The sequence below is a fragment of the Amycolatopsis sp. H20-H5 genome (genome assembly GCF_035828755.1).
Classification (GTDB): Bacteria; Actinomycetota; Actinomycetes; order Mycobacteriales; family Pseudonocardiaceae; genus Amycolatopsis.
Genome location: NZ_JAYMZS010000007.1, coordinates 12,593 through 32,086, shown reverse-complemented (window position 1 = coordinate 32,086; position 19,494 = coordinate 12,593). Strand labels below are relative to the sequence as shown.

Below are 19,494 nucleotides of genomic sequence, written 5' to 3'. Positions count from 1 at the left end.
GCGAAGAACAGGGCCGCGGCCACGATGCATCCGGCCAGCGCGGCGGCGGCGAGGCAGAGCAGCAGGACGGCGCTCATCGCTGTGCCGCCTCGACAGTGGCGTCTTCGGACGTGTAGCCCGGCACGACGGGCAGCACGGCAGCGACGGCTGCAGCGCGCTTGTCGGTCGGGGTCAGGTTGGGCATAGGATGTCTCCCTGTGGCTCAGTTTGAGGAGCCTCGGGAACACCCTGCTTAGGTGGCTAACCCACTAGCGATGGCTCTGCGACCCGCACCCGCTTGGTGACCTCCAGCACCACCTGTGTCTGCGCCACGGTGGACAGGAAGGTGACCGCCACCGAGGTGAAGACCGGCGCGAACCGGGGTGACGGGGTGAACCGGATCTCCTGGAAGAACGGCAGCTGCTGGGCGGCACCGTTGATGCGCCCCTGCTCCAGCACGGCCTCGCGGAAGACGAACCCGAGGTGGCTGAACGCGTCGAGGACGCGTTTCTGCGCGGGGAGCGGCTCGATCGCGACGGCGTCGACGTCGGCCGGGTCGGTGACCGTGTTGGCCAGGTCGAGGTTGGTCTGCAGGCCGATCGCCACCCCGGCCAGTGGCTTGCCGAACACGCTGGAGATCGGCGTCTCCCACGGCAGCTGCGTCTCGAACGGGATCGTCACCTGCTGGCCCGGCTTGATGTGCTCCCGGCCGATGAGCTGCTGGGTGCCGAACCGCAGGTCCTCGACGCGGGGCTCCCGCTCGCCTGGCACCTGCACCCTGGCCAGCAGGTTCACCGCGAGACCGTTGATCTCTTGATCGACTTCCCCGCCGAGCAGCACGACCTCGCCGCGCAGGGGCTTGCCGGGCGTGATGGCGCGGTCGAGCAGCCGGGCGTCGATCCGCGCCCCGCCCGAGCCGAACGTCGCGAGCACCTTCTGGAACATGCCGGGGATCTTGCCAGGTCGTGGCGGCGTCCACAGGTATTTGAGGCATGATGGTCTCGTGAGCACGCAAACTCTGCCGAAGCCGGACACCACGCCCCAGGGCACCGACAGCACCGACGACGACTCGCCGAAGATGTTCCACTACGTGCGGAAGAACAAGATCGCCGAGAGCGCGGTCATGGGCACGCACGTGGTGGCGCTGTGCGGCGAGGTCTTCCCGGTGACGAAGTCGGCCAAGCCCGGTTCGCCCGTGTGTCCCGACTGCAAGAAGATCTACGAGGGCTACCGCTCCGGCGAATAGCCGATGTCCGGTCGGGCACGAAGACCGGACAAGAAGTGAAAATCATTCACGTGGCGGCTGTCCGCCCCGGCGATCGCTGGTACTCAGGTACCCGCCAGCATTTCCCGCCGGGACGGAGTCCTCATGCGCAGATCCGGGATCGTGCTCACCCTCGTCGCCCTCATGGTCGTGGTGTCACCCGCGTTCGCCCAGGCGGTGACCGGCTGGAACACCATCGGCTCGGACAACGCCAGACCGCTCGACGAGAGCCAGGGCCTCGCCACCATCGTCCGCCCGTCAGGCACCACCATCCGCTACACCGGAATCAGCACGGTGCCCTACGACCTGTCGAGCAAGGGCTGGAACCACGTCGGCGACCCCGGCTCCGCGCAGGGCTACTACGTCGAGCCCTACCAGCGCGACGACCGCGGCGCCAAACTGTTCCGCGTCCAGGCCCCCGACGGCACCTGGGCGAACTACCAGCACGCCCTCGAGCCCTGGGAAGCGAACAACAACTCGTTCGCCGCGGTGTCCCCGGACGGCCGGTGGATGGTCGCGGGAGAATGGGGCACGATGGATCGGCTGCTCGTGCACCCGATGCCCGGGACAGCCTTCACCGACCCGTCGAAGAACCTCCCCTACGCCTCGGCCGTGCGGCTCGATCATGCCGTGCGGGACGTCCAGGGGTGCGATTTCGCCACCCCGACCCGGCTGTTCTGCGCCTCCGACGATCCCGAGGGGGCGTTGTTCGGGGCGACCAAACCGCTGCTTCAGGTGGATCTCGTGGCGGCGGTGTCCGGGAGTGACGTAACCGGGCACGTGACGTCCCTGGGGCAGCTGCCGCTGCAGAGCGGGTGCTCGGGGAACTTCGAGGTCGAGGGGATCGATTTTGACGAGCGGGACGCGACACTGCGGGTTGTCGTGATGTCGCCGAGTATCTGTATCGCCTTTGACAGCAAGACTTGGCGGTTTCGGCAGTAGTTTTGGCCAGTGCGGTCACGAACTCGCGCCGCTAGGTCGGTCCTGGCACCCAGCGGCGGTGCGGGTTTTTTGGTTTAGTCCTGAGGTGCGGCTAGAAGCCTGTGTTTTTTGGCCAGCGCGCTCACAAACTCGCGCCGCCAGGTCGCCCCTGACTTCCAGCGTAAGTGCGGCTTTTGCTTTAACGGGGGCGACCTACCGTCGCGAGTTGGGGCGGCCTGGCGGCCGCGAAAGAGGGCGCGCGGCGGTGAAGTCTCCACTCGCAGAGCTCGCGGAGACGCTGTGGTCCCGGATAGCGGTGGCCGGGTTTTGGTGGTGTGTGTCGGGGGCGAGTCTGGATGGACCGGTGACTGGCGTGGCTGAGTCTGGGCGGTTCCGCACACTGTGAAGTTTTGGGGTCTGAGGCCGGGCGTGGTTAAGTCTTGGCGGCCGGTGAGTGGTGTGGCTGGGTGTGGGTGGTTCCGCACACTGTGAAGTTTTGGGGTCTGAGGCCGGGCGTGGCTGAGTCTTGGTGGCCGGTGAGTGGTGTGGCTGGGTGTGGGTGGTTCCGCGCGCTGTGAAGTCTTGGGGTTCGGTGGCGATGAGTCTTGGGGCTCCGCGGCGGTGAGTCTTGGGGTTTGGCGGTGGTGGGGTTTTGGGGGCGGGTGACGGGTTCGGGGTCTTGTCGCGGGAGTTTTTGTTGCCCCTGAAGGCCACCTTCACGGCGTAAAACGCCGTGAAGGTGGCCTTCAGGGGCAGGTGGGTTTCAGGTTGGGGTCGGGGTGGGCTCCAGTTGTTCGTGCTGTTCTTTTGTTGTGGTGCGGTGGGTTTTGCGGTTTTGGCGCTTGGTTCGGCGCTTTTCCTTGCGGAGCTCCACCATGGTGTAGAGGGTGGGGACCAGTACCAGGGTCAGGAGGGTTGAGCTGATCAGGCCGCCGATCACCACCACCGCCAGTGGCTTGCCGATGAAACCGCCCTGGCCCGTAATGCCCAGTGCCATCGGGATCAGGGCGAAGATCGTCGCCGACGCCGTCATCAGGATCGGGCGGAGACGGCGCCGGCCGCCCTCGGCCACCGCGTCCTTGATACTCATGCCCTCGGTGCGGTACTGGTTGATCAGGTCGATCAGCACGATCGCGTTCGTCACCACGATGCCCACCAGCATCAGCATGCCGATCAGGGACGGCAGGCCCAGCGCGGTGCCCGTCACCAGGAGCATCCCGATCGCGCCGGTCGCCGAGAACGGGATCGACACCAGCAGGATCAGGGGCTGGATCAGGCTGCGGAACGTCGCCACCATGATCAGGAACACGATCGCGATCGCCGCCAGCAGCGCCAGGAACAGGTTGCCGAACGCCTCCTGCTGATCCTGGCTGACACCGCCGAGCGAGTAGCTCGCGCCGCCCTTCAGCCGCAGGTTGTCCAGCTTCGCCGTCATGTCCTTCGTGACCGCGCTCAGGTCCGAGCCGGTGTTCTTCGCGGTGACCGTCGTGCTCAGCTCACCGCCGGTGCGCTTGACCGACGCCGGTCCGTCTACTGTGGACACCTTGGCGACGTCGCCGAGGCGGACCACCCCGGCCGGGCCTGGTACCGGCAGTGCGCTGATCGAGTCCACTGTGGACGGTTTGGTTCCGGAGCGCAGCACGATGTCCGTGCGCTGGCCGTCGATCGGGAGCTGGGTCACCGTGCGCCCGGCGATCGCCTGGTTCGCGATCTGGCCGATCGTCGTCGCGCTGAGCCCGCGGGCCGCCGCGGCCTGCTGGTCGACCTCGATCTGTACCCGGGGTGAGCCCTTCGCCAGGTCGTTCGACACCTCGCTCAGCCCGCTGACGCCGCTGAGCGCCTGCTGCACCTGATCCGCCGCGGGCTTGAGCGCCGCGGCGTTCGGCGCGGTCACCAGCACCGAGATCTGCTCGGACGAGAAACCACCGGCGTCGGACCCGAACTTGACCGTGCCGATGCCCTGCCGGGTGCCGATCCGGGCCTTCAGCTTGTCCTGCAGTGCGGGGATGTCGGTGCCCTTGTCCACGGTGACGGAGATGCTCGTCGCCGTGCCGCCGCCGAAGCCGAACGCCGCGCCGGCGCCGCCCCCGCCGACCTGCACCTGGTACATCTTCACCTCGGGGGTCGCCATGAGGGCGTTCTCGACCGCCGACGCGGCCTTCTCCTTGGCCTCGATACTGGTGCCGGGCGGCAGTTCCTGGCTGATGTTCAGCGTGGTCCCGCCGGACTGGTCGAGGAAGTTGGTCTCCAGCGTCGAAGCCAGCCCGATCGTGCCGCCGAAGATCAGCAGCGCCAGCACGACCACGGTCAGCCGTCGCTTCGTCGCGAAGTGGATCACCGGCAGGTAGGCGCGCTGCAGCAGGCCGCGACGCTCCTTCTCCACCGCTGCCAGCCGGGCGAGCTCCGCCTCTTCCTCGTTGGCGGCCTGCTTCGGCGGCTTGAGGAACCAGTACGCGAGCACCGGGACGACGGTCAGCGAAACGAGCAGCGAAGCCAGCAGCGCCACCGTGACGGTGATCGCGAACGGCGAGAACAGCTCACCGGTCAGACCGCCGACGAAGGCGATCGGGAGGAAGACCGCGACGGTCGTCAGCGTGGACGACGTCACCGCGCCCGAGACCTCCTTCACCCCGTCCAGCACCGCGCGCTGCTTGTCCTCGCCGTACGCGAGATGCCGTTTGATGTTCTCCAGCACGACGATCGAGTCGTCGACCACCCGGCCGATCGCGATCGTCAGCGCGCCGAGGGTGAGCAGGTTGAGCGAGAGGTTCCCGGTCCACAGCGCCAGCAGCGCCACCACCACCGACAACGGGATGGACACCGCGGTGACCAGCGTCGAGCGCACGGACAGCAAGAACAGCAGGATCACGATGACCGCGAACGCCAGCCCCAGCAGGCCTTCGACGGTCAGTCCGCTGATCGCGTCCTCGACCTGCGGGCCCTGGTCGAACACGACGCTCATCTCGGCGCCGAGCTTGGTGCTCAGGTCCGGCAGCTTGTCGCGCACGGCCTTCGAGATGGCCACCGCGTTGCCGTTGTCGACCATGGTCACGGCGAGGCCGAGGCTCGGCTTGCCGTTCGTGCGGGTGATCGAGGTCGGCGCGGCGAGCCCGGCTTCCACCGTCGCGACGTCGCCGAGTTTGACCGGCTCCCGCGGCGGGGTGCCCGGCCGGGCCGCGGCACCGGCGGCGGGGGTGAGGTAGAGGTTCCTGAGCGCGTCGACCGTCGCCGCCGCGCCACCGACCTGCACGGTGAGCGTGCGGTCGCCGTCGGTCAGCGTGCCCGCCGGGACAGTCGCGCCCGCCGTCTGCAGCGCGGCCGTGATCGAGGCCGGGTCCGCCCCGGCGGCGGCGAGCTTCGCGTAGTCCAGGTTGACGGTCACCGTCGGCTGGCGGGCGCCGGTCACGGTCACCGTGCGGACGCCGTCGATCTTGCGCAGCTCCGGCGCGGTCTCGTCGGTGAGCCGCGTGGCCAGCTTCTGCTGGTCCCCGGTGGTTCCGGCGGCCAGCATGACCACCGGGATGTCGTCGGTGCGCCCGGCGGAGACCGTCGAGTCGCTGTTCGCCGGGAGCCGCGGTCGCAGCCGGTTGACCACCTGCTGCAGCTGGCCGACGGCGGCGTCGATGTCGGTGCCGAACTCGAACTGGGCGACGACCGTGGAGGCGCCCTCCGAGGAGGTCGAGCTGAGCTCCTTCAGGCCTTTGAGGCCCTGCAGGCCGCCCTGGATGGGCTCGGTGACCTGCTGATCCACCACGTCGGGCGACGCGCCCGCGTACGGCGTCACGACCACCGCGGTCGGCAGCTGCAGCGACGGGAAGAGCTGCTGCTTGATCTGCGGCAGGGCGAACGCCCCGAAACCGATGATCACCAGCGCCAGCAGCCCGATCAGGCTTCTGTTGCGCAGGCTCAGTCTGGCCAGCACGGACATAGCGGGATCCCCCCAGGAAAGGAAAAGTGTCACCGAGCGGTTCTTCTTCGGCGTGCCGAGCTTTTCACGGACGGGTTCGGGGGTATTCACACCAGGGGTGGAGGCCGGGTACGACTTCAGGATGACCGCGGTCCCCTGGACGGGTGGAGAACGGGTGGAGCCGACCCGGTGTCAGCGGCCGGTACGCCCCGCGCGTGACTCGTCCTCGAGGGTTTCCACCTGGTCTTCGCCCGATTCCGGTGAGCGCTCGGTCACCTCCGGTCGCGGACCGCCGTCCGATTCGGACCCGGCGTCGTCATGATCATTGTGGACAGTGTGATCTGCCCCGCTTTCTTGCTCTTCCCCGTGTTCGGGACGGCGCGGCCGCAGCAGCGGGATGGTGCTGCGCTCCCACCGGTTGCGCCCCTCCTCCGTGCGCAGGCGTTCGCTGGCGCGCCCCATCTCCAGCCTGCGCCACTTGCGGCGCTGGCGGCGGGTCGCCTTGGCGGGCCACAGTTCCTGCATCGCGCTGTTGAAGTAGGCGCCGCCGACCACCGCCAGCCCGATGAAGAACATCAGCAGCAGGAAGGCGATCGGCGCGGCCAGCGCGCCGTAGGTGTAGCCGGTCTTGGTGATCCAGTTGAGGTAGATGCGCAGGCCGACGCTGGAAAGCAGGAAGATGACCATGGCCAGCACCGCGCCCGGCAGCCCGCGATGCCACGGCAGCTTGCGCGGCAGCGCCAGCTTGTACAACGTCGTCAGCGCCAGCACGATCATCACCCCGAGCACGGGGTAGTACAGCGCGCCGACCCAGGCCTCGACCGTGCCGCGCCAGGCCTCGGGGAAGAACTCCGGCAGCAGGTCCGGCCCGATCGCCAGCAGCGGCAGGCCGACCACCAGCATCACCAGCCCGCACAGGTACAGCAGCAGGGCGAAGATCCGCTGCCAGACCTCGTTGCGCACGCCGTACTGGTCGTGCGCCACGGTGATCGCGTCGACGAACGAGGACATCGCCGAGGACCCGGCCCACAGCGAGATCACGAACCCGACGGAGACGATCTCGCCCTTGCCGACGGTCAGGATGCTGTTGACCGTCGGCTCGATGATCTCCTGGACGGCGTTGCTGCTGAAGATCGTCCCGGCGAAGGTGATGATCTTGTCGTGCACCGCGGTGACCACGGACGGCCCGAACCACTCGCCGAGGAAGCCGAGCGCGCCGAGGAGGCCGAGCAGCAGCGGGGGGAGCGAAAGCGTCTGCCAGAAGGCGGCTTCGGCCGCCTCGGAGAAGATGTTGCCTTCCCAGGCCTTGCCGAGCGTGCGGCTGAGCAGGCGTAGCGGGCCCTTGCGGGCCACCCTCGCCTCGGGTGCCCGCCCGGCGTCCGGTGACGCGGGGGCGTTCTGCTCGCTCATGTCGTGCTCCAGCATGGTGCATTCGCCTGGGTTTGGCTCGTCGCCCCGCGTGAACGGCCTCACCCGGGCCGACATCACCCGTGCCGGTGCCCGCGAGCCGGCGGTGCGAACGGTAGGCTGTGTGCAGTGCCCTCACCGAAGTCCGGGCGTCGCAGCCAGGTACCACAGTGGGGGTTTTCGTATGCCTTTCAGCACGTCGAGGCGGGATTCGAGCGCCAGCGGAGGGGGTGGGCCGGAGATGTCGGAGACGACGGAACGTGACCGGGCGGGGTCCGGATTCGGCGCGCCGCCCGCGGAGCAGGACGCGACCTCCCGGCCGCTGCGCGCCTGGCAGCGCCGCGCGCTGACCAGGTACCTCACGACCAGGCCCAAGGATTTCCTCGCGGTCGCGACCCCCGGCGCGGGCAAGACGGTGTTCGGCCTCCGGGTCGCCGCCGAGCTCCTGTCGGACCGCACGATCGAGGCGGTCACCATCGTGACCCCGACCGAGCACCTGAAGCACCAGTGGGCGGGCGCGGCGGCCGCGGCCGGCATCGACATCGACTCGAACTTCCGCAACACCACCGGCGTCACCTCCTCGGACTACAACGGGGTCGCGGTGACGTACGCGCAGGTCGCGGCGCACCCGACGCTGCACCGGGTGCGCACGGAGAACCGCAAGACCCTGGTGATCCTCGACGAGATCCACCACGGCGGCGACGCGAAGTCCTGGGGCGACTCGATTCGCGAGGCGTTCACCCCGGCGACCCGCCGCGTCGCGCTGACCGGGACCCCGTTCCGAAGCGACGACTCCCAGATCCCGTTCGTCACCTATGAGCCCGACGAAGAGGGCCTGCTGCGCAGCAAGTCCGACCACTCGTACGGGTACGCCGACGCGCTCGCCGACGGCGTGGTCCGGCCCGTGGTCTTCCTCGCGTACTCCGGCGAGGCGTCCTGGCGCACGAGCGCGGGGGAGGAGTTCACCGCGCGGCTCGGCGAGCCGCTGACGGCCGAGCAGAACGCCCGCGCCTGGCGGACGGCGCTCGACCCGTCCGGCGAGTGGATCCCGTCGGTGCTGCACGCCGCCGACACCCGCCTGAGCCAGCTGCGCGCGCAGGGCATCCCCGACGCGGGTGGCCTGGTGATCGCCACCGACCAGGAGTCGGCGCGCGCCTACGCGAAGATTCTGGAGCGGATGTCCGGGCAGGCGCCCACGGTGGTGCTCTCGGACGACCCGAAGGCGTCGGGGCGCATCCAGGAGTTCTCCGACTCGAACGACCGCTGGCTCGTCGCGGTCCGGATGGTGTCTGAGGGCGTCGACGTGCCGCGGCTCGCGGTCGGCGTCTACGCCACGAGCGCCTCGACCCCGCTGTTCTTCGCCCAGGCGATCGGCCGGTACGTGCGCTCGCGGCGCAAGGGCGAGACGGCCAGTGTGTTCCTCCCCAGCGTGCCCGTGCTGCTGGAGCTGGCGAGCGAGCTGGAAGCACAGCGTGATCATGTGCTCGGCAAGCCGCATCGCGAGAAGGAGGGCTGGGACGACGAACTGCTCGCCCAGGCCAACCGCACCGAGGACGAGCCCGGCGAGGAGGAGAAGGCGTTCACCTCGCTGGGTGCCTCCGCCGAACTCGACCAGGTCATCTACGACGGCAACTCGTTCGGCACCGCCGTGTTCTCCGGCAGTGACGAGGAGCAGGAGTACCTCGGGTTGCCGGGCCTGCTGGAGCCCGATCAGGTCCGTGCGCTGCTGCGGAAGCGGCAGTCCGACCAGCTCGCCGACGCGGGCAAGCGCAAGCCGAAGGTCGAGCAGGCCGCCCCGGTGGCGCGGCCGCAGTCGGTGAGCGAGCGGCTGGGCAACCTCCGCAAGGAGCTCAACGCCCTCGTCGGCATGTACCACCACCGGACCAAGAAGCCGCACGGCGCGATCCACAACGAGCTCCGGCGCGTCTGTGGCGGGCCGCCGACGGCGATGGCGACGATCGAGCAACTCGAAGAGCGGATCGTCACTCTCCGTACGTGGTAGCGATCACACCGTCAGAGCGCTTACGCTTCTCCTCGCTGTGCAAACCCCATGTTGCCAAACTGTGTCCATTAAGGGCGACTTAATCGATCCAGCCATCTTCCGCTGACTCGTTCGGCGGCATATGTTGTCGCCCACAACATATGCGCGACGGAGCGTCGGTCCTGCCGGATCGCCGCCCGCGAGCAGGATTCGGAAGGACCGAGGATGCGCAGCAGAACCCTTACCCTCCTCGCCGCGACAGTGGGCGCCACCGCGTTGCTCACGGCTTGTGGCGCCAACAGCACGCCCTCGACGGGGTCGGGGAGTTCCTCGGCCTCCGCGCCCGCCGCGGGCGGCGGCGCCAGCGGCGAGGTCGGCGTCATCCTGCCGGAGACGGCCACCTCGGCCCGCTGGGAAGCCTTCGACAAGCCGATGCTCGAGGCCGCGCTCAAGGCGCAGGGCTTCAAGGCCGACGTCCAGAACGCGCAGGGCGACAACCAGAAGTTCGCCACCCTCGCCGACGGCATGATCAACAAGGGCGTCAAGGTACTGGTCATCGCCCCGTCCGACCCCGAGGTCGGCGCGGCGATCGAGGCCAAGGCCAAGAAGGCTGGCATCCCGACCATCGACTACGACCGGCCGAGCCTCGGCGGCAGCGCCGACTACTACGTCTCGTTCGACAACGAGAAGGTCGGCGAGATCCAGGCGCAGGGACTGGCCGACAAGCTGAAGGACAAGCCGGGTGCGGCCGTCGTGCAGATCGAGGGCGCTCCGACCGACAACAACGCGACCCTGTTCGGCAACGGCCACGACAAGGTCCTCGACCCGCTCTACGCCTCGGGCGCGCTGAAGAAGGTCCAGAAGCAAGCCATCGACGACTGGAACGCGCAGGTCGGCGGCACCACGTTCGAGCAGATCCTGAGCAAGAACGGCGGCAAGGTCGACGGCGTCGTCGCGGCGAACGACGGCCTCGCCGGCGCGGTCATCACCATCCTGAAGAAGAACCACCTCAACGGCCAGGTCCCGGTCACCGGCCAGGACGCCACCGCCGACGGCCTGATGGCCGTCCTGCGCGGCGACCAGTACCTGACGATCTTCAAGCCGATCAAGCAGGAGGCCGAGGCCACCGCCAAGCTCGCCGCCGCGCTGGCCAAGGGCGACACGGCCGCCGCGGACGCCGTCGCGACCGGCAAGCTGCACGACCCGAAGAACAACCGCGACCTCAAGTCGGTGCTCCTCGACCCGAAGCTCATCCTCAAGGCCGACGTCAAGACCGTCGTGACCGAGGGCTACGTCAAGGCGAGCGACATCTGCGGCGGTGACCTGGCCGCGATCTGCACCCAGGTCGGCGTTTCCTAAGCCTGGTTCACCCCGTCACACCAAGTCAGCCGGGCCGGGATGTGTTCCCCGACAACGCATCCCGGCCCGGTACCCACTCGGGAGAATTGCAGAGTCCATGAGCGAGCCCATTCTCGACATCAAAGGCTTGAACAAGAGCTTCGGCCCCGTCCACGTCCTGCACGACGTGGACTTTTCGGTGCGCGCCGGCGAGGTGACCGCGCTGGTCGGTGACAACGGCGCCGGCAAGTCGACGCTGGTCAAGTGCATCGCGGGCATCCACCCGTCCGATTCGGGCACGGTGACCTTCAACGGCGAGCAGACCCACATCCGCGGCCCGAGGGACGCGGCCGACCTCGGCATCGAGGTCGTCTACCAGGACCTCGCGCTCGCCGACAACCTCGACATCGTGCAGAACATGTTCCTCGGCCGCGAACGCGGCAGCAAATGGCTCCTCGACGAGGCCAGCATGGAGAAGGCCGCGCGCGAAACCCTCGCCTCGCTGTCGGTGCGCACCGTGAAGTCCGTCCGGACGCCGGTCTCCGCGCTGTCCGGCGGCCAGCGGCAGACCGTCGCGATCGCCAAGTCCGTGCTGTGGGACAGCAAGGTCGTGCTGCTCGACGAGCCGACCGCCGCACTGGGCGTCGCGCAGACCCGTCAGGTGCTCGACCTGGTCCGCCGCCTCGCTGAGCAGGGCCTCGGCGTGGTGCTGATCAGCCACAACATGGCCGACGTGTTCGAGGTCGCCGACCGCATCGACGTGCTCTACCTCGGCCGCCTGGTCGCGGAGGTGCACACCAAGGACGTCACGCACGGCCAGGTCGTCGAACTGATCACCGCCGGCCGGTCCGGCGATCTGGGGCTGGCCCGCCCCGAAGCCGCCGTTCTGTGAGCAACGAGAAAGAACCGGAAATGACTGAAACACCAGCCAAGCCCGCGCCGCAGGACACGGCTTCCGCGGCGATCACCGACTTCGGCATCGACACGACATCGATGTCGACCGGCGAAGCGATCAGTGACTACCTCTCCCGGCTCCGGGCAGGCCAGCTGGGCTCGCTGCCCGCGCTGCTCGGCCTCGCGGTGCTGGTGATCCTGTTCGCGGCGCTGTCGGACAGCTTCTTCACCCTGAACAACATCGCGAACCTGTTCGCGCAGGGCGCCGGTCAGACCATCATCGCGATGGGCATCGTGTTCGTGCTGCTGCTGGGCGAGATCGACCTCTCCGCGGGCACCGCCTCCGGTGTCTGCGCCTCCATCATGGCGCTGCACTACGTGAAGGGCGGCAATCTGCTCGGCACGCTCGGCACCGGCGTGTTCATCACCTTCCTGGTGGTCCTCGTGCTCGCCGCCGTGCTGGCGGCGCTGCAGCGGATCTGGGCCGGTGCGGTGATCTCGCTGATCGGCGTGGTGGTCATCCTGTCCGGCGCCACCGCCAACGCGTGGCTCGAGATGCTGCTCGCGATCTGCGTCGGCTGCGCCATCGGCTGCATCACCGGCGCGCTGGTCTCGAAGATCGGCATGCCCTCGTTCGTGGTGACGCTGGCGCTGTTCATCGTCTGGCAGGGCGTCATCATCCAGTTCATCGGCGAGGGCGGCACGCTCGGCATCAGCACCGACCCGGTGCTCGACGCGGTGGCCAACGGCAACCTGTCGATCGCGGGCAGCTGGATCCTGTTCGTCGTCGGCGCCGGTGGGTTCTCGGCCGTGGCGCTCGGCCAGCACTTCTCGCGGCTCAAGCGCGGCCTGGTGACCCAGCCGACCCCGCTCGTGCTGACGAAGGTCGGCGTGGTCGTCCTGATCAGCGCCGTCGCGACCTACCTGATGACGATCAACCGCGCGCAGAACGCCAACATCGTCATCGAGGGTGTGCCCTATGTCGTCCCGATCGTGCTCGTGCTGCTGACCATCGGCACCTACACGCTCAACCGGACGCAGTACGGGCGGCACATCTACGCCGTCGGCGGTAACAAGGAGGCCGCGCGCCGCGCCGGGATCAACGTGCCGAAGATCCGGACCAGCGTGTTCATCATCGGCTCGACCGTGGCCGCGATCGGCGCCATCGTCTACTCGTCGAAGATCGGCTCGGTCAACCCGCAGTCCGGTGGCCTCAACACGCTGCTGTTCGCGGTCGGCGCCGCGGTCATCGGCGGCACCTCGCTGTTCGGCGGCAAGGGCAGGGTGTTCGACGCCGTCATCGGCGGGCTCGTGCTCGCGGTGGTGACCAACGGGCTCGGCCTGCTCGGGCAGCCGGCGGCCGTGGTGAGCATCATCACCGGCCTGGTACTGCTGCTCGCGGCCAGTGTCGACGCGTTGTCACGCCGTCGCGCGGCGGCGGCGGTCCGCTAGTCGTCAGCATGGAATGATAAGGCCCGTGACCAGCACACCTGTCGCACGACCAGACGAGGTGCGCCGGCACAATCGGACGACGTTGCTCCGATTGCTGCACGTCGGCGGACCGTGCACCCGCGCGGTGCTGGCGACCGAGCTGGGCTTGAACCGCAGCACGATCAAGACGCTCGTCGACGGGCTCGCCGACGCGGGCGTCGTCGAGGAGCGGGTGCCGAGGCCAGGGCGAGGGGCGGGCCGCCCCTCGCTCCTGGTCCTGCCCCAGCCACAGGCCGCGGTCGTGCTCGCGGTGGACCTGAGCGTCGAGCACGTGGCGATCGCGCTGGTCGGGCTCGGCGGCCAGATCCTCGGGCGCAACAGCTGGAACCTGCGCGGCCGGATGCGCGAGGCCGAAGAGGTCATCACCCACGTCATCGAGTCGACGGCCGTCCTGGCCGGCGACCTCGGGGTCACCCCGATGGCCGCCGGGGTCTCCGTGCCCGGCGTGGTCCGCCGCGCCGACGGCTACGTCCACGAAGCGCCGAACCTGCGGTGGACCGACGTCGCCCTCGGTGAACGTCTCGGCAGCGTGCTGCGCATCCCGGTCCTCGTCGGCAACGACGCCGAGTTCGGCGCGGTGGCCGAGCACATCCGTGGTGCGGCGCGAGGCTCTTCGGACGCGGTTTACGTGTCCGCGGACGTCGGGGTCGGTGGTGGCGTCATCGCCGGTGGATCGTCGCTGCGGGGCGGGTCCGGTTACGTGGGTGAGATCGGTCACATGGTGATCCGGCCCGGGGGACGGCCCTGTTATTGCGGGAGCAGTGGGTGCTGGGAGACCGAGGTCGGAGAGGCTGCTCTTTGCCGCGCCCTCGGGCTGCCGGAAGAGACTCCGCGAGGGGCGATTCTGTTCGAGCTGCGGGCGCTCGGGCGGGACTCGGTGGCCGCCGAAGAGCGGCTGTCGGAGTTCGCCGAGTGGCTGACGCTGGGGTTGGTGAACGTGGTGAACCTGCTCGGGCCGCAGCTGGTCGTGCTGGGGGACCTGCTCACCGTGCTGCCGGACTCGATCGTGCGGACCGTGTCCGCCGAGGTCCGGCGCCGAAGTCTCGTCAGCCGCGCGGTGGGAGGGACCCGGATCGTGAGTTCCGCGCTCGGGGCCGACGTCAAGCTGCTGGGAGCCGCCGAGGTGGCCTTCAGGGGCAGTCGTGGTTGGGGGTCCTGAAACGAAGAATGGCGAGCGCTCGTCGTGAGCGCTCGCCATCCCTTCGATTCAGGTCACCGCTGGATGTCGGCGGCCAGTTCCTTGAGCTTCGTCTCGTGCTCACGGGCGTGGTGTCCACAGAAGAGCAACTCGCCACCGGTGCTGAGGATGGCTCGAACCTGGGCTGCCGCGCCACAACGGTCGCAACGGTCGACAGCGGTCAGTTCGGGGCGGGTGAGCGTCGGTGATGTCATGGGAGTCTCCCTCCGTCCCGGTACCGGTTGCCCGGTACCTTTGATCCAGCTACGACCACTTCGGCACTGACGCCGAGAGAGGGATCTCTCGCGGCCCCGCCGTGTTCGTGCTTCCACTCTTGCAGACGTTTGGCGGCCCGCAAGTGTTCCCGCGCGGGTGGGAGGTGTGTCACGCGGAATTACCCCAGATGTCGTAAACACATCCCGCAATCCGGGAGATGACAGCCCGGATTCGTGGGTTTTTCGAGGTCAGGCACCATGCGGGAGTGGGTGTGTCGACGTCGAAATACCGGTCGGGCGCGGTACCCGCCCCGATCTTGTTCGTTCTCAGCGGAATTTCTATGTACGCCGGAGCGGCGGTCGCGGTCGGATTATTTACCTCGATGTCACCTTCGGCGGTGGCCTGGCTGCGCTGTTTGGGTGCCGCGGTGGTCCTCGTCGCCTGGCGGCGGCCGCCCCGGGGGGCCTGGCGCGGCCGTCCGCTGCTGCTGGCCGGCACGTTCGGGCTCGTCACCGCGGGCATGAACGTGCTGTTCTACGAGGCCATCGCCCGCCTGCCGCTCGGCACCGCGGTGGCGCTGGAGTTCGCCGGGCCCGTGGTGGTCGCCGCGATCGGCTCCCGGACCCGCCGCGACTTCCTCGCGCTCCTGCTGGTGGTGGCCGGGGTGGTCGCCATCGCCGACGTCCGGCTGGCAGGCAGCGGCCTCGGCGTCGTGTTCGCGCTGGGCGCGGCACTGGCCTGGGCGGCCTACATCCTGCTCGGCCAGCGGGTCGCGACCGGCGGCAACGGCATCGACGGTCTCGCGGTCGGGTTCGCCGTCGCCACGGTCGCGCTCTCGCCGCTGGCGCTGCAGACCGGCGCGGTGTGGGGCTCGCCACGGCTGCTCGTGCTCGGCATCGGCGTCGGCGTGTTCTCGACCGTCGTGCCCTACGGACTCGACCAGGTGGTGCTGGCCAGGGTCGGCCGTGCCCGGTTCGCCCTGCTGCTGGCGCTGCTGCCGGTCGCCGCCGGGGTCACCGGTTTCGTCCTGCTCGCCCAGGTGCCCAGCCTGCCTGAAGCACTGGGCACCCTCGCCGTCGTGCTCGGAGTCGCTCTGCGAGGCCGTGGGAGCCGCCCAGAGGTCCTGACGGAGCCTCCCGGCTAGCTTCCTGCCCGCCCGTGGCCCCGCGAGCGGGCGACCGGGATACTGGCCCGGGTTCGGCTAGCGAGAGAAGGTCGGCATGACGAAGGCGGCAGCCGCCGCGGCGAAGGATCTCGCCGCGGCCGGGGTGACCGGTGTCCAGCTCGCCTGGGCCGACAACAACGGCATCCCGCGCTCGAGGATCGTGCCGGTCGGGGCGCTGGCGAAGACCGCCGTCCGCGGCGTCGGCGTGACCTCGCTGTTCGCCGTGTTCGACACCCACGACGCGATCACCTACGCCCACCCCGGGCTGTCGACGCCCTCGGGCGACGTCCGCCTGCTGCCCGTGGTCGAGCGGGTGCGGCGGCTGGCCGGGCAGCCCGCGCTGGCCTGGGCGCCCGCCCGGCAGGTGGCCGCCGACGGGTCCCCGTGGCCGTACTGCCAGCGCTCGGTCCTCGAACGGCAGGTCGCCGAGGCCGCCTCCCGCGGGCTGGAGTTTCGCGCCGGGTACGAGCTGGAGTTCGCCGTCACCGCGGCGGGCAACGCGGACCTCGTGTCCGCGCCGGGGCATGCCGGTCCCGCGTACAGCCCCCACGCGCTGGTGCCGCTCGACGGGTTCGTCGCCGCGCTCCTGCACGACTTCGCCGCGAACGGGCTGGAGATCGGCCAGCTCCACGCCGAGTACGGGATCGCGCAGCTGGAGCTCTCCCTCGCCGCGTCGGACCCCCTCTCCGCGGCCGACGACCAGCTCCTGGCCCGCCAGACCATCCACGCCGCCGCGCACACCCACGGGCTCGCCGTCAGCTTCGCGCCCCTGATCGGCATGGGCGCCGCGGGCAACGGGTGGCACCTGCACACGTCCGTCCAGCGGCGCGGCCGCAACCTGCTCGCCGGTGACGGACTGCCTGAGGGCGACGGCGCCGCGTACGTGGCCGGGCTGCTGCGCGACCTGCCCGCGCTGACCGCGATCACGGCGCCGAGCGTCCCGTCGACGCTGCGGCTGCGGCCCGGCTACTTCGCGGGCGCCTACGCCTTCTGGGGCGTCGAGAACCGTGAGGCGCCGCTGCGGTACGTCCCAGGCTCGGCGCTGCTGGGCACCGACCACGCGAACCTGGAGCTCAAGACCTCCGACGCGTCGGCCAACCCGTACCTGGCGCTCGCCGCGGTGCTGGCGGCCGGGATGGCCGGGATCGAGGACGGGCTCACCCTGGCCGACCCCATCGGCGACGATCCCGGCGGCTGGACGCCGCGGGAGCGGGCCGCCCGCGACATCCGGCTGCTGCCGGTGAACCCGGCCGAGCAGGACGCCGCGCTCGTCGCGTCGCCCCGCGTCACCGGAGCCCTCGGGGACGAGCTGCTGGGCGCCTTCCGGGCGGTCCGGGCCTCGGACGCGGCCTGGGGCGTCGGACCGGACCACCGACGAGGTCGTGGCCGCCCACCTGTGGCGCTACTAGCCCCGATGGCCGGGAACGCCGTCGGCCGGTTCGCCGGGTGATGCCATCCGGGCTCTCGAGCCTGCGCTGGCTGCCCGGCGGGGAACACCTCGCCGCCGTGACCCGCGCGGAACTCCCGCAGAAGGACGGCCTCGCGGCGGCTTTCACCGCCCTGGCCGCGTTGCGTGCCGCCGGGATCGCGGTGACGGATCAGGACGAGGTCGCGCTCGCGGCGGGAACCGTGCGCCTCACCACGCCCGACCGGCCGCCCGGCGAGCCCGCCCGGACCGGGTTCCGGCTCCGGTTGCCGGAGACCGACGACCCGGCGGCGGCCGGAACGAGCGCGACCGGGCTCGCGCGCGCGATCGGTGAGCTGTCGGCCGGACGGCTGCGGGCGATCCCGGCTTCCGGCGACTGGACCGTGGACTCCCTGTTCGACCTGCTGGCCGGGCTGGGGGAGCTGCCGAGGGTGGCGGTGCTCGCCAGGGTCGAATCGGCGGAGCTCGGCGCGCCCGACACCCCGGAACGCGCCCTGCTCGACTACCTCGACACCGGCGTCCCGCCATTGTGGTCGTCACGCTGGCGTGCCGAGGGCGAGCATTTCGTTCTCCTCGCGGGCGTGCGGATCGGCGCCGAGGGTACCCTGCTGTCCGTTGTGGACACTTACCCGTCCTTGGGGGACAACGGAATCCACGAGCAGCCGATCGAGTGGCTGGTCGCAGCCCTGCGCCGCGAGCCGCACCGGCCCGGCGGCCTCCTGCTCGTCGTCGACGCCACGCAGGCCGCCGCCGCGACCGAGGCCGTCACCGCCGCGGGCTTGCGCTCCCGGCCGTGGGAGGTGTCATGAAAGACCCTTTCCGGACAAAAAGTGTCAGGAAAGGGTCTTTCATGACACCTGCGAGCTACGCCGACTCGGTCTTGGCCGCGTTGCCGGGCGCCAGCCGGGAGTGCTTGCGGCCATAGCCGAAGTAGATCACCAGGCCGAGCAGCAGCCAGACGGCGAACCGGATCCAGGTGAGCACGTCCAGGTTCAGCATCAGGTAGAAACAGGCCAGCGCCGCGACGATCGGCAGCAGCGGCGAGAACGACACCTTGAACGGCCGGTCCAGTTCCGGGCGTTTGCGCCGCAGCACCGGCACCGCGACGGCCACGATGATCATCGCCGACAGCGCCCCGATGCTCACCATGTCGGACAGCTCGGAGATCGGGATGAACGCGGCCAGCACCGCGATCAGGACCGCGCCGCCGATGGTCATCCGGTGCGGGGTGCCCCATTTCGGGTGCGCGGTGCCGAGCGCCTTGGGCAGGAGGCCGTCGCGGCCCATCGCGAAGCCGATCCGGCCGATGGTCACCAGTTCGACCATCATCACCGAGGTCAGCCCGGTGACCGCGCCGAGCGAGATCAGCGCGCCCACCCAGTGCTGCCCGACCCGGTCGAACGCGTCGGCCAGCGGGGCGCCGGTGTCGATGTCGGTGAACGGCACCATCCCGGTCAGCACCAGCGAGACCCCGATGTAGAGCAGCGCGCACACGCCCAGCGCGCCGAGGATGCCCACCCGCAGGTCCTTGCGCGGGTTCACCGTCTCCTCGCCGAGGTTGGCCAGCGCCTCGAACCCGGTGTAGGCGAAGAAGACCACCGCCGCGGCCGTCACCATGCCCGCGACGCCGTACAGCGACTGTTCCAGCCCCAGCGCCGCCGAGACGATCGGCTGGTGCAACGCGCTCGCGCCGCCGGGAGCGGGCTGTGCGGGCGGGATGAACGGGCTGAGGTTCGCGCCGCGGATGTAGAACACGCCGACCACCAGGATCAGCACGCACACCGCGACCTTCACCAGCACCAGCACGTTGGTGAACAGCGAGGACTGCTTGATCCCGGCGACGGCCACCACGGTCAGCACCGCGATGATCAGCACCGCGCCGACGTTGATCTTCGCGTCCTCCCCGAACCACTGCGGCGAGAGCCCGAGCAGGTTCGCCAGATAGCCCGACCAGCCGCGGGAGACCACCGCCGCGCCGAGGGCGAACTCCAGCAGCAGGTCCCAGCCGATGATCCAGGCGAAGATCTCGCCGAGGGTGGCGAAGGCGTAGGTGTACGCGCTGCCCGCTGTCGGCACGCTCGACGCGAGCTCGGCGTAACAGAGCGCCGCCAGCCCGGCGACCACCGCCCCGATCACGAACGACAGCGTCACCGCCGGGCCCGCGTGGGTCTTCGCCTCCACCCCGGCCAGGGTGAAGATCCCGGTGCCGATGATGATCCCGACGCCGAAGCCGATCAGATCTCGGCCGCGGAGGCTGCGTTTCAGCTCGCCGGAGTCCTGCCGTTTGAGGACCTCGTCCACGTCCAGAGTTCGCCGCACGCCCATGAC

The 19,494-nt window shown here is 69.7% G+C and carries 14 protein-coding genes and 1 pseudogene; 10 read left to right on the top strand and 5 right to left on the bottom strand.

Annotated elements, in window-relative coordinates; translation table 11 throughout:
- Positions 1 to 240: 240 nt before the first annotated feature.
- Positions 241 to 924: a sporulation protein gene (locus QMK34_RS05400; protein ID WP_326412197.1), complete on the bottom strand. Its 684-nt coding sequence runs from the start codon at positions 922 to 924 to the stop codon at positions 241 to 243.
- Between the two features lie 58 nt (positions 925 to 982).
- Here QMK34_RS05400 and QMK34_RS05395 point away from each other — a divergent pair, with 58 nt between their 5' ends.
- Both QMK34_RS05395 and QMK34_RS05390 read left to right on the top strand, forming a co-directional pair.
- Positions 983 to 1,225, top strand: coding sequence for a DUF3039 domain-containing protein (locus QMK34_RS05395; protein ID WP_326412195.1), 243 nt, complete (start codon positions 983 to 985; stop codon positions 1,223 to 1,225).
- A gap of 123 nt (positions 1,226 to 1,348) precedes the next feature.
- On the top strand, positions 1,349 to 2,185 hold the full coding sequence (locus tag QMK34_RS05390; RefSeq protein WP_326412193.1) for a hypothetical protein: 837 nt from the start codon (positions 1,349 to 1,351) through the stop codon (positions 2,183 to 2,185).
- Between the two features lie 742 nt (positions 2,186 to 2,927).
- Here QMK34_RS05390 and QMK34_RS05385 read toward each other — a convergent pair.
- On the bottom strand, positions 2,928 to 6,092 hold the full coding sequence (locus tag QMK34_RS05385) for an efflux RND transporter permease subunit (protein ID WP_326412420.1): 3,165 nt from the start codon (positions 6,090 to 6,092) through the stop codon (positions 2,928 to 2,930).
- Between the two features lie 171 nt (positions 6,093 to 6,263).
- Positions 6,264 to 7,481 (bottom strand): YihY/virulence factor BrkB family protein, encoded by a 1,218-nt coding sequence (locus QMK34_RS05380; RefSeq protein ID WP_326412190.1) that lies wholly within the window; start codon positions 7,479 to 7,481, stop codon positions 6,264 to 6,266.
- Positions 7,482 to 7,719: 238 nt separating this feature from the next.
- On the opposite strand from QMK34_RS05380, the gene QMK34_RS05375 reads away from it, so the two are divergent.
- The 5 genes from QMK34_RS05375 (at position 7,720) to QMK34_RS05355 (ending at position 14,341) form a co-directional block, all read left to right on the top strand.
- Positions 7,720 to 9,480 (top strand): DEAD/DEAH box helicase, encoded by a 1,761-nt coding sequence (locus tag QMK34_RS05375; protein ID WP_326412188.1) that lies wholly within the window; start codon positions 7,720 to 7,722, stop codon positions 9,478 to 9,480.
- Positions 9,481 to 9,684: 204 nt separating this feature from the next.
- A complete protein-coding gene (locus QMK34_RS05370) occupies positions 9,685 to 10,818 on the top strand; it encodes a sugar ABC transporter substrate-binding protein (RefSeq protein ID WP_326412186.1) in 1,134 nt (377 codons plus the stop codon).
- A gap of 97 nt (positions 10,819 to 10,915) precedes the next feature.
- Entirely contained in the window at positions 10,916 to 11,689 is a 774-nt protein-coding gene (locus QMK34_RS05365; protein WP_326412183.1) for an ATP-binding cassette domain-containing protein, read from the top strand.
- A gap of 20 nt (positions 11,690 to 11,709) precedes the next feature.
- The gene (locus QMK34_RS05360) at positions 11,710 to 13,143 is read left to right on the top strand and encodes a sugar ABC transporter permease (RefSeq protein WP_326412181.1); all 1,434 of its coding nucleotides are present in this window, start codon (positions 11,710 to 11,712) and stop codon (positions 13,141 to 13,143) included.
- Positions 13,144 to 13,156: 13 nt separating this feature from the next.
- Positions 13,157 to 14,341, top strand: a complete 1,185-nt coding sequence (locus tag QMK34_RS05355; RefSeq protein ID WP_326412179.1) for an ROK family transcriptional regulator — start codon at positions 13,157 to 13,159, stop codon at positions 14,339 to 14,341.
- Positions 14,342 to 14,394: 53 nt separating this feature from the next.
- Here the strand turns inward: QMK34_RS05355 and QMK34_RS05350 are convergent, their stop codons facing one another.
- Positions 14,395 to 14,574, bottom strand: coding sequence for a DUF7455 domain-containing protein (locus tag QMK34_RS05350; protein ID WP_326412176.1), 180 nt, complete (start codon positions 14,572 to 14,574; stop codon positions 14,395 to 14,397).
- 341 nt (positions 14,575 to 14,915) lie between these two features.
- On the opposite strand from QMK34_RS05350, the gene QMK34_RS05345 reads away from it, so the two are divergent.
- From QMK34_RS05345 to QMK34_RS05335, 3 genes and pseudogenes are all read left to right on the top strand, one after another.
- The gene (locus QMK34_RS05345; RefSeq protein WP_326412174.1) at positions 14,916 to 15,719 is read left to right on the top strand and encodes an EamA family transporter; all 804 of its coding nucleotides are present in this window, start codon (positions 14,916 to 14,918) and stop codon (positions 15,717 to 15,719) included.
- Between the two features lie 76 nt (positions 15,720 to 15,795).
- Positions 15,796 to 17,149 (top strand): annotated as a pseudogene (locus QMK34_RS05340) (glutamine synthetase).
- A 40-nt stretch (positions 17,150 to 17,189) separates the two neighbouring features.
- Positions 17,190 to 17,975, top strand: a complete 786-nt coding sequence (locus QMK34_RS05335; protein WP_326412172.1) for a DUF6885 family protein — start codon at positions 17,190 to 17,192, stop codon at positions 17,973 to 17,975.
- 55 nt (positions 17,976 to 18,030) lie between these two features.
- Here QMK34_RS05335 and QMK34_RS05330 read toward each other — a convergent pair whose 3' ends face one another.
- On the bottom strand, positions 18,031 to 19,491 hold the full coding sequence (locus tag QMK34_RS05330) for an APC family permease (RefSeq protein WP_326412169.1): 1,461 nt from the start codon (positions 19,489 to 19,491) through the stop codon (positions 18,031 to 18,033).
- Positions 19,492 to 19,494: the final 3 nt, after the last annotated feature.

Bases quoted from the DNA above. Each gene is read 5' to 3' on its own strand.
- QMK34_RS05400 (WP_326412197.1), bottom strand. From the start codon at position 924: ATGTTCCAGAAGGTGCTCGCGACGTTCGGCTCGGGCGGGGCGCGGATC.
- QMK34_RS05390 (WP_326412193.1), top strand. From the start codon at position 1,349: ATGCGCAGATCCGGGATCGTGCTCACCCTCGTCGCCCTCATGGTCGTG.
- QMK34_RS05385 (WP_326412420.1), bottom strand. From the start codon at position 6,092: ATGTCCGTGCTGGCCAGACTGAGCCTGCGCAACAGAAGCCTGATCGGG.
- QMK34_RS05380 (WP_326412190.1), bottom strand. From the start codon at position 7,481: ATGAGCGAGCAGAACGCCCCCGCGTCACCGGACGCCGGGCGGGCACCC.
- QMK34_RS05375 (WP_326412188.1), top strand. From the start codon at position 7,720: ATGTCGGAGACGACGGAACGTGACCGGGCGGGGTCCGGATTCGGCGCG.
- QMK34_RS05370 (WP_326412186.1), top strand. From the start codon at position 9,685: ATGCGCAGCAGAACCCTTACCCTCCTCGCCGCGACAGTGGGCGCCACC.
- QMK34_RS05365 (WP_326412183.1), top strand. From the start codon at position 10,916: ATGAGCGAGCCCATTCTCGACATCAAAGGCTTGAACAAGAGCTTCGGC.
- QMK34_RS05360 (WP_326412181.1), top strand. From the start codon at position 11,710: ATGACTGAAACACCAGCCAAGCCCGCGCCGCAGGACACGGCTTCCGCG.
- QMK34_RS05355 (WP_326412179.1), top strand. From the start codon at position 13,157: ATGATAAGGCCCGTGACCAGCACACCTGTCGCACGACCAGACGAGGTG.
- QMK34_RS05350 (WP_326412176.1), bottom strand. From the start codon at position 14,574: ATGACATCACCGACGCTCACCCGCCCCGAACTGACCGCTGTCGACCGT.
- QMK34_RS05345 (WP_326412174.1), top strand. From the start codon at position 14,916: ATGTACGCCGGAGCGGCGGTCGCGGTCGGATTATTTACCTCGATGTCA.
- QMK34_RS05335 (WP_326412172.1), top strand. From the start codon at position 17,190: ATGCCATCCGGGCTCTCGAGCCTGCGCTGGCTGCCCGGCGGGGAACAC.
- QMK34_RS05330 (WP_326412169.1), bottom strand. From the start codon at position 19,491: ATGGGCGTGCGGCGAACTCTGGACGTGGACGAGGTCCTCAAACGGCAG.